Origin of the sequence: Aminiphilus sp. (genome assembly GCF_029975095.1) — a bacterium.
Classification (GTDB): Bacteria; Synergistota; Synergistia; order Synergistales; family Aminiphilaceae; genus Aminiphilus.
Map to the genome: position 1 here is coordinate 1 of NZ_JARKPW010000071.1, position 7,716 is coordinate 7,716.

At 59.5% G+C, this 7,716-nt stretch carries 5 protein-coding genes and 1 pseudogene; all 6 read right to left on the bottom strand.

Going from position 1 to position 7,716, the window contains the following annotated elements:
• Positions 1 to 1,192: elongation factor Tu (gene tuf, locus Q1K49_RS04475; protein ID WP_029165574.1), on the bottom strand; the 1,192-nt coding region annotated here is incomplete at its 3' end.
• 37 nt (positions 1,193 to 1,229) lie between these two features.
• Positions 1,230 to 3,293: an elongation factor G gene (gene fusA / locus Q1K49_RS04480; RefSeq protein ID WP_300523277.1), complete on the bottom strand. Its 2,064-nt coding sequence runs from the start codon at positions 3,291 to 3,293 to the stop codon at positions 1,230 to 1,232.
• Between the two features lie 53 nt (positions 3,294 to 3,346).
• On the bottom strand, positions 3,347 to 3,817 hold the full coding sequence (gene rpsG / locus Q1K49_RS04485) for a 30S ribosomal protein S7 (RefSeq protein ID WP_213692822.1): 471 nt from the start codon (positions 3,815 to 3,817) through the stop codon (positions 3,347 to 3,349).
• Between the two features lie 19 nt (positions 3,818 to 3,836).
• Entirely contained in the window at positions 3,837 to 4,214 is a 378-nt protein-coding gene (gene rpsL, locus Q1K49_RS04490) for a 30S ribosomal protein S12 (RefSeq protein ID WP_029166023.1), read from the bottom strand.
• A gap of 43 nt (positions 4,215 to 4,257) precedes the next feature.
• A complete protein-coding gene (locus tag Q1K49_RS04495; RefSeq protein WP_300523280.1) occupies positions 4,258 to 4,533 on the bottom strand; it encodes a ribosomal L7Ae/L30e/S12e/Gadd45 family protein in 276 nt (91 codons plus the stop codon).
• A 108-nt stretch (positions 4,534 to 4,641) separates the two neighbouring features.
• Positions 4,642 to 7,716 (bottom strand): annotated as a pseudogene (locus tag Q1K49_RS04500) (DNA-directed RNA polymerase subunit beta'); the annotation flags it as partial.

The following is a 7,716-nucleotide window of genomic DNA, read 5'->3' on the forward strand; positions in this document are numbered from 1 at the left end:
AGTCGAGGATCTGCGTGACCACACCGGCGCCGACGGTACGACCGCCTTCGCGCACGGCGAATCGCAGTCCTTCCTCCATGGCGATGGGCACGATCAGCTTCACTTCGAACTGCGAGTTGTCCCCGGGCATGACCATTTCCACGCCCTCGGGCAGTTTGATCTCTCCCGTCACGTCGGTGGTCCGGAAGTAGAACTGCGGCTTGTAGCCCCCGAAGAAGGGCGTGTGACGGCCGCCTTCCTCTTTCTTCAGTACGTACACCTCGGCCTTGAAGTGCTTGTGCGGCTTCACGCTCCCGGGTTTCGCCACGACCATGCCCCGCTCCACCTGCTCCTTGTCGACGCCCCGAAGAAGGATTCCCACGTTGTCTCCGGCCTGAGCATCGTCCAGGATCTTCCGGAACATCTCAAGGGAGGTGGCAACGCTCTTGATCTTGTCGTCCTGCATGCCGACGATCTCGACTTCGGAACCGGGGGTGATGATGCCGCGCTCCATCCTTCCGGTGACGACGGTACCGCGCCCGGTGATGGTGAACACGTCCTCGATGGGCATCAGGAACGGCTTGTCCACTTCGCGCACGGGCTGGGGGATGTGGTCGTCACAGGCATGAACGAGGTCCCAGATCTTCTCGGTCCATTCGTTGTCGCCGTCGGACTCGAGGGCCTTCAGCGCGGAACCGCGAATGATGGGCACCTCGTCTCCGGGGAAATCGTACTTGTTCAGCAGGTCCCGCACTTCCATCTCGACGAGATCGAGCAGTTCGGGGTCGTCCACCATGTCCACCTTGTTCATGAACACGACGAGAGCCGGCACGTTGACCTGCCGTGCGAGAAGAACGTGTTCCCGCGTCTGGGGCATGGGGCCGTCCGCCGCGGACACGACGAGGATGGCTCCGTCCATCTGGGCGGCACCGGTGATCATGTTCTTGATGTAGTCCGCGTGCCCGGGGCAGTCGATGTGCGCGTAATGCCGCGTGTCGGACTGGTATTCCACGTGGGCGATGTTGATGGTGATGCCGCGCTCACGCTCCTCCGGCGCCTTGTCGATCTGGTCGAAGGGGGTGAAGTCCGCGTATCCCTTTCTCCCCAGCGTCTTCGTGATCGCCGCCGTCAGCGTCGTCTTCCCGTGGTCGATGTGGCCGATAGTGCCGATGTTCAGATGCGGCTTCGACCGCGCAAATTTCTCCTTTGCCATGCTGCTCCCTCCTCGAAAGTCAGAAAATCTCGTATCGCTATCGCTTGAGAACCTTCTCCGCCACGTCCCGGGGAACCTCCTCGTACCTGGCGAATTTCATACTGTAGGAAGCTCTTCCCGAGGTTTTACTCCGCACGTCCGTCGCGTAGCCGAACATCTCCGCAAGGGGAACGAAGGCCCGAACGATCCGGGCGTTGGCACGGGTATCCATGCCGTCAACGTGCCCCCGCCGGGCGGAGAGATCACCGATCACGTCGCCGAGATATTCCTCGGGCGTGACGACTTCCACCTCCACGACGGGTTCCATGAGAACGGGATCGCCTTTGCGCATCAGTTCCTTGAAGGCCATGGACGCAGCGATCTTGAAAGCCATTTCGGAACTGTCCACCTCGTGGTAACTGCCGTCGACGAGAGCGATGCGCACGCCGATGACGGGATATCCACCGAGGATACCATTGTTGATGGCCTCGCCCAGCCCCTTCTCCACGGCGGGGATGTACTCCCTGGGAACGACGCCGCCGACAATGCGGTCCTCGAACTCATATCCCTTCCTCTCCGGAAGAGGTTCCGCCTCAAGCCACACGTGCCCGTATTGTCCGCGGCCTCCGGACTGACGGATGAAGCGCCCTTCCGCCCTGGAGGCAGTCCGGATGGTCTCCCGATACGCCACCTGGGGGTTACCGACGCGCACTTCGACACCGAATTCCCGCTTCAAACGGTCTACCAGGATCTCAAGATGCAGCTCGCCCATACCGGAAATGATGGTCTGCCCCGTCTCCTGGTCCACCTTGACACGAAACGTGGGATCCTCCTCGGAAAGAGCGGAGAGCCCCTTGGAGAGCTTGACCTGGTCGGCCTTGCTCATGGGCTCCACCGAGAGGGAGATGACCGGCTCGGGGAATTCGAGCGATTCCAGGAGAATGGGAGCCTTTTCATCGCAAAGCGTATCTCCCGTTCTCGCGGTTTTGAGTCCCGGAAGAGCCACGATGAGCCCTGCGTGAGCGCTCTCCATTTCCTCCCGCTTGTTGGCGTGCATGCGAAGAATCCGACCGACCCGCTCCCGCTTGTTCGTGGAAGCGTTCAGGATGGAAACACCGTTCTCCAGAGAACCCGAGTAGATGCGACAGAACACGAGCCGCCCCACGAAAGGATCGACCATGATCTTGAAAGCGAGCGCCGAGAAGGGTGCGTCGTTCGAACATGCACGCGACGTCTCCCCGCTCGTGTCCGGATCGATTCCGACGATATCCGGGAGATCCAGCGGACTCGGGAGATAGTCAACCACCGCATCGAGCAACGGCTGGACTCCCTTGTTCTTGAACGCGGACCCGCAGAGAACGGGAATGACATCCAACGCGATCGTATGCTTTCGAAGCGCCTTTCGAAGGAGTGCTTCGGAAACGGCCTCGCCTTCGAGGAACAGGGTTGTGATCTCCTCGTCGAAATCGGCAAGGACCTCCACCATCTCATCCCGCATTTTGCGCGCCTCTTCGAGAAGATGCGGCGGGATGTCCCCGGTCTTCGGCTCGGCACCGAGATCGTCCGAATAAACGATTGCCTTCATGGCAACCAGGTCGACGACCCCCTCAAAGGCATCCTCGACTCCAATGGGCATCTGAATCGCCACGGGGCGCGCCCCAAGCCTCTCGCGGATCCCCTTGAGGACCTGAAAGAAATCCGCTCCGACCCGGTCCATTTTGTTCACGAATGCAACTCTGGGCACGCGGTATTTGTCAGCCTGACGCCACACCGTTTCCGACTGGGGCTCCACACCACCCACGGCACAGAAGACCGCCACCGCACCGTCGAGAACCCGCATGGAACGCTCCACTTCCACGGTAAAATCCACGTGGCCGGGCGTATCAATGATATTGATAAGGCAATCGTGCCAATGACAGGTCGTCGCAGCGGAGGTTATGGTGATGCCTCTTTCCCGTTCCTGCTCCATCCAGTCCATTGTGGCGGCGCCTTCGTGCACTTCGCCCATCTTGTGCTTGCGTCCCGTGTAAAAAAGGATGCGCTCCGTGGTCGTCGTTTTTCCCGCATCGATATGGGCCGCAATACCGATGTTGCGAATTTTTCCAAGAGTAAATTCTTCCATCACAGATCACCACCACATGGACTGAAACATCATCTCGTCAAACCCACCCGAACCTACCAACGATAGTGAGCGAAAGCCCGGTTGGCTTCGGCCATGCGATGCGTATCTTCCCGCTTCTTCACGGCTCCGCCTTCGTTCTTGTAGGCGTCGGTCAACTCGCGAGCAAGGCGTTCCACCATGGGAATACCCTTTCTCGCTCTCGCATAATTGATGATCCACCGGATGGCCAACGCCTGAGCTCTTGCCGGATGAACCTCCACAGGGACCTGATAAGTCGCGCCGCCAACCCGGCGGGGACGGACCTCGACCAGGGGACGCACATTCTCCATGGCCTTCTCGAAGACTTCCGTGGGCTGAGAGGAAAGCCGTTTCGCCGCCAGCTCAAGCGCACCATACATGATCCGCTCGGCGGTGCTCTTTTTCCCCTCCCACATGACACAGTTGATAAACTTGCTCACCGCCTGATTTCCGAAAACGGAGTCGGGCGGAGTGACGCGCTTGCGAACATGTCCCTTGCGCGGCATAAACGACCTCTCCTTCCCGCTATTTCTGCTTCGGACGACGAGCGCCGTACTTGGAACGACTCTGCCGTCGATTCTCCACACCGCCACAGTCGAGGGTTCCGCGGACAATGTGATACCTGACTCCCGGAAGATCCTTCACGCGACCGCCCCGAACAAGAACCACGGAGTGCTCCTGAAGATTGTGTCCGACACCGGGAATGTACGCCGTCACTTCGATTCCGTTGGTGAGACGCACGCGGGCGACCTTACGCAGAGCCGAGTTCGGCTTCTTGGGGGTCACCGTGTACACTCTCGTGCAGACTCCTCGCCTTTGGGGGTTCTGCTGCAGAGCGGGGGCACTGGAACGCTGCCGTTTTTCCTCCCGCCCGTGCCGAATGAGCTGACTGATTGTTGGCACTAAGCTCCCTCCTCCACTTCCAAATACGCTGCCGTTTTCCTCCTCAAACCCTACCGCGAGAACCCTCTCCATCCTCATTGAGAACGGCCGCCACGGATGCCCTTCGGCATAGCGCGCAAGCCCTCCCCAAAACCTGCATATCCGGAGCCGATTCCACGGCAACTCCCCGGTTTTCCGCAAGACGTGCGATTTTCTCCCGCATGGCCTCATCCGCATCGGAGGCGATGAACACCTTCCGCACCGTTCCCCGGATCAACGCCCTCTCCACCGCCCGAAACCCGGCCACTCTGGGCATGACACACAACTCGTCAAGAGGCATGATTATTCCTCCTGTGCGGACGCACCCGGACATAATAACAAACGAAGAGGAACCGTGTCAACAACTGAAAAAAGCACACGGTTCCTCCCCTCTTTTCCCGAAATCCCGTCAGGCGGATTCGATCTGGAGCGGAGCCGGTCTGACCACGACCTTCCTGTAATAATCCACTCCCGTTCCGGCGGGGATGAGATGGCCGATGATGACATTCTCCTTCAACCCGCGGAGCGGATCGTTCTCGCCCCTCACCGCCGCGGCGGCCAAAACCTGCGCTGTCTGCTGGAAGGAGGCGGCGCTGAGGAAACTGTCCGTCGCCAGGGCGGCCTTGGTAATCCCATGAAGCAGGGAGCGCCACACCGGCTCCTCCCGAAGGCGTCGGATGAAGGAGACCCGCTGGATGAGCCGTTTGGTCTCCGTCGCCGCATACAAGGGACGCACGGTGAGACTCTCGGGGAAAACACCTGCCAACGCCTCCAGGATCTGATGGTTCACTTCCTGGCCGGCAGGGACGATCTCGTTGCCCGCCTCGTCCCGCACCGTATCAAGAAGGACCTTTCCGTAGACGAGTTCATTCAGAATCTGGCGGAGGATTTTCTCCCTTGAGACGACTTCGCTCTCTACTTCGATAGCGGTAAGCTCTCCCTGGAGCAGCTTCTGCACGATTCCCGCATCCACCTGGGAAGGGATGCCCGTCACGGCGTTGCCCTCCGCATCAATGGCGGAGAGAAGTTCATGTCCATACACATGTTTTAACAGGTAATTCTGCATTGCCGTGGACAGAACGATTTCTTCCGGGTTGCGCCAGATTCGAATCGTCTCCACGGAAGCCTTTCGGAGTATCCTGACATTCTCCTCCGAGAGAAGCGAATCGGCGGAAAGGACAACCTCGCCTTCGTGAACGATATCCTCGGCGAGATAGGCCACGTCCTTCAATGTCGCAAGGGTTTCCGTGTCGCGCACGACAATCGGGCGGGGAGCCTGACGGGTAATGTGCACCAACTGTCCCACTGTGAAGGACTCCGTCGGCTGAATGGTGACACCCTCTCCCTGATAGGGAACGAGCAGCTCAAGCCCCTCCATTTCGCGGCGGAAACTGGCCTCCCCGACAACGACACGAAGGGGACCCTCGGCATCCTCCACATAAAGCTCCGTCACAGGGTTCTCGCTGAGAAGGATTCTCCGAACCATCTCCTCGGTGATGACCTGATCCTTGTATTGGAAAAGCGCTTCCATACTCCCCTGCCCCTCGATGCCCCGAAGAACACAGCCGACAAGAGAGCGGACGGCTTCTTCCAGAAATTTCCTGTTGTCGTTCCGGATCGCCTGGAGCTCTTCCTCAAGATCGGCCATCCAGACCAGTTTCTCCGCCACGAAGGAGCTGTCCCCCTCCTCCACGATACGCACGCGGTTGACCGGCGCCACCTTCCGGAGGATGACCTCGATGTGTTTGTTGTTGATGGAGACGCCCTGAGACCGGTAGACCTCCTGAATTCCGTCCACCAGGTATTTCTGTACGGCCTCGATGCCGAGCACGTCGAGGATGTCCTGAGGGTCTTCGTTGCCCTCGGTGAGCTTTTGTCCCTTTTTCACCGCCTCACCTTCCTCGACGAGGATGTTCTGGGACATGGGCACGTTGTAGATGACCCGCGCCTCGTTTTCGTCCTCGGGAGCGATGATGAGCTTGTATTTTCCTTCCAGCGGACGTTTCTCCAAAACCGTTCCATCCACTTTGCTGAGAAAGGCCACCTTCTTGGGGCGCCGTACCTCGAAGAGCTGCTCGATACGGGGAAGACCCTGGGTGATGTCCTCTCCGGTAAGGCGCACGCCGCCCGTGTGGAAGGTACGCATGGTGAGCTGCGTTCCCGGTTCTCCAATGGACTGCGCGGCGACGACACCTACGGCCTCGCCGATGGCCACCTTTCTGCGCGTGGCCAAGTCCCGTCCGTAACAGGTTCGACAGACGCCGTTCCGTTCCTCGCAGGTGAGGGGGCTTCGAATCCACACCTTGGAAAAGCCGAGTGAATCGAGGAGAGATGCCCTTTCTGCGCTGATCTCTTCGTTGCGGTGGACAAGGACCTCCTCCGTCTCGGGATGCACAATGTCCTCAAGGGACGTACGACCGACAATGCGCTCTCCCAGAGGGATGGTCACCTTGCCATCCTGGAGAAGGGGTTCCATACAGACGCCGTGCATGGTACCGCAGTCCTCCGCGGTGATGATGAGGTCCTGGGCCACGTCCACGAGACGCCGGGTGAGGTAACCGGATTTCGCCGTCCGGAGAGCCGTATCGGCCAGTCCCTTCCGGGCACCGTGAGTGGAGATGAAGTACTCGAGCATGTTGAGTCCCTCACGGAAATTCGCGGTGATGGGATAGTCGATGATGCGTCCCGACGGATCAGCCATGAGGCCTCGAATACCGGCCATCTGGGCCACCTGGCTCCTGGAGCCTCGGGCACCCGAATCGACCATCATGCGGAGGGAATTCTCCTCGGTCATGTTCTCCACGATTTTGTCCGCAATCTCGCGAGCGGCCTCGGTCCAGAGGATTTCCTTTTGACGGAGATACTCCTCCTCTGTCAGAATACCCATCTGGTACTGGGAGGAAAGTTCTTCTTCCTGCTCGAGAGCTTTCTCGACGATCACGCTCTTTTCCCTCGGAATCACCACGTGGTCGATACCAAGGCTGATGCCGCTGCGGGTGGACCAACGGTAACCCAGCATCTTCACCGCATCGAGCATTTCCACGAGCGCCGCCTGACCGACTCTGTCGAAGGCGTCGTCGAAGAGTTTCGAGATATCTTTCTTCCCCATCTGTCTATTGAGGAAACGTAATTTTTTCGGAAGAGCACTGTTGAAAAGAACCCGACCGGGCGAGGTCTCGATCCACTCCACGCCGTTTTCGCCCACCCACCGTAGCTTGATGCGCGCGTTCGCGTCCACCGCGCCGTGCTCCAGGGCGGTGAGACAGTCCTCGATGTCGGAAAAGTGCATACCCTCTCCCTTTTTCCCGTCCCGCATGCCCGTGAGATAGTAGATGCCGAGCACGATGTCCTGGGTCGGGGTCATGACGGTACGTCCGCTCGCCGGCGACAACAGGTTGTTCGCGGAGAGCATGAGCACCCGCGCCTCCGTCTGGGCCTCCAGGGAAAGCGGCACGTGCACCGCCATCTGGTCCCCGTCGAAGTC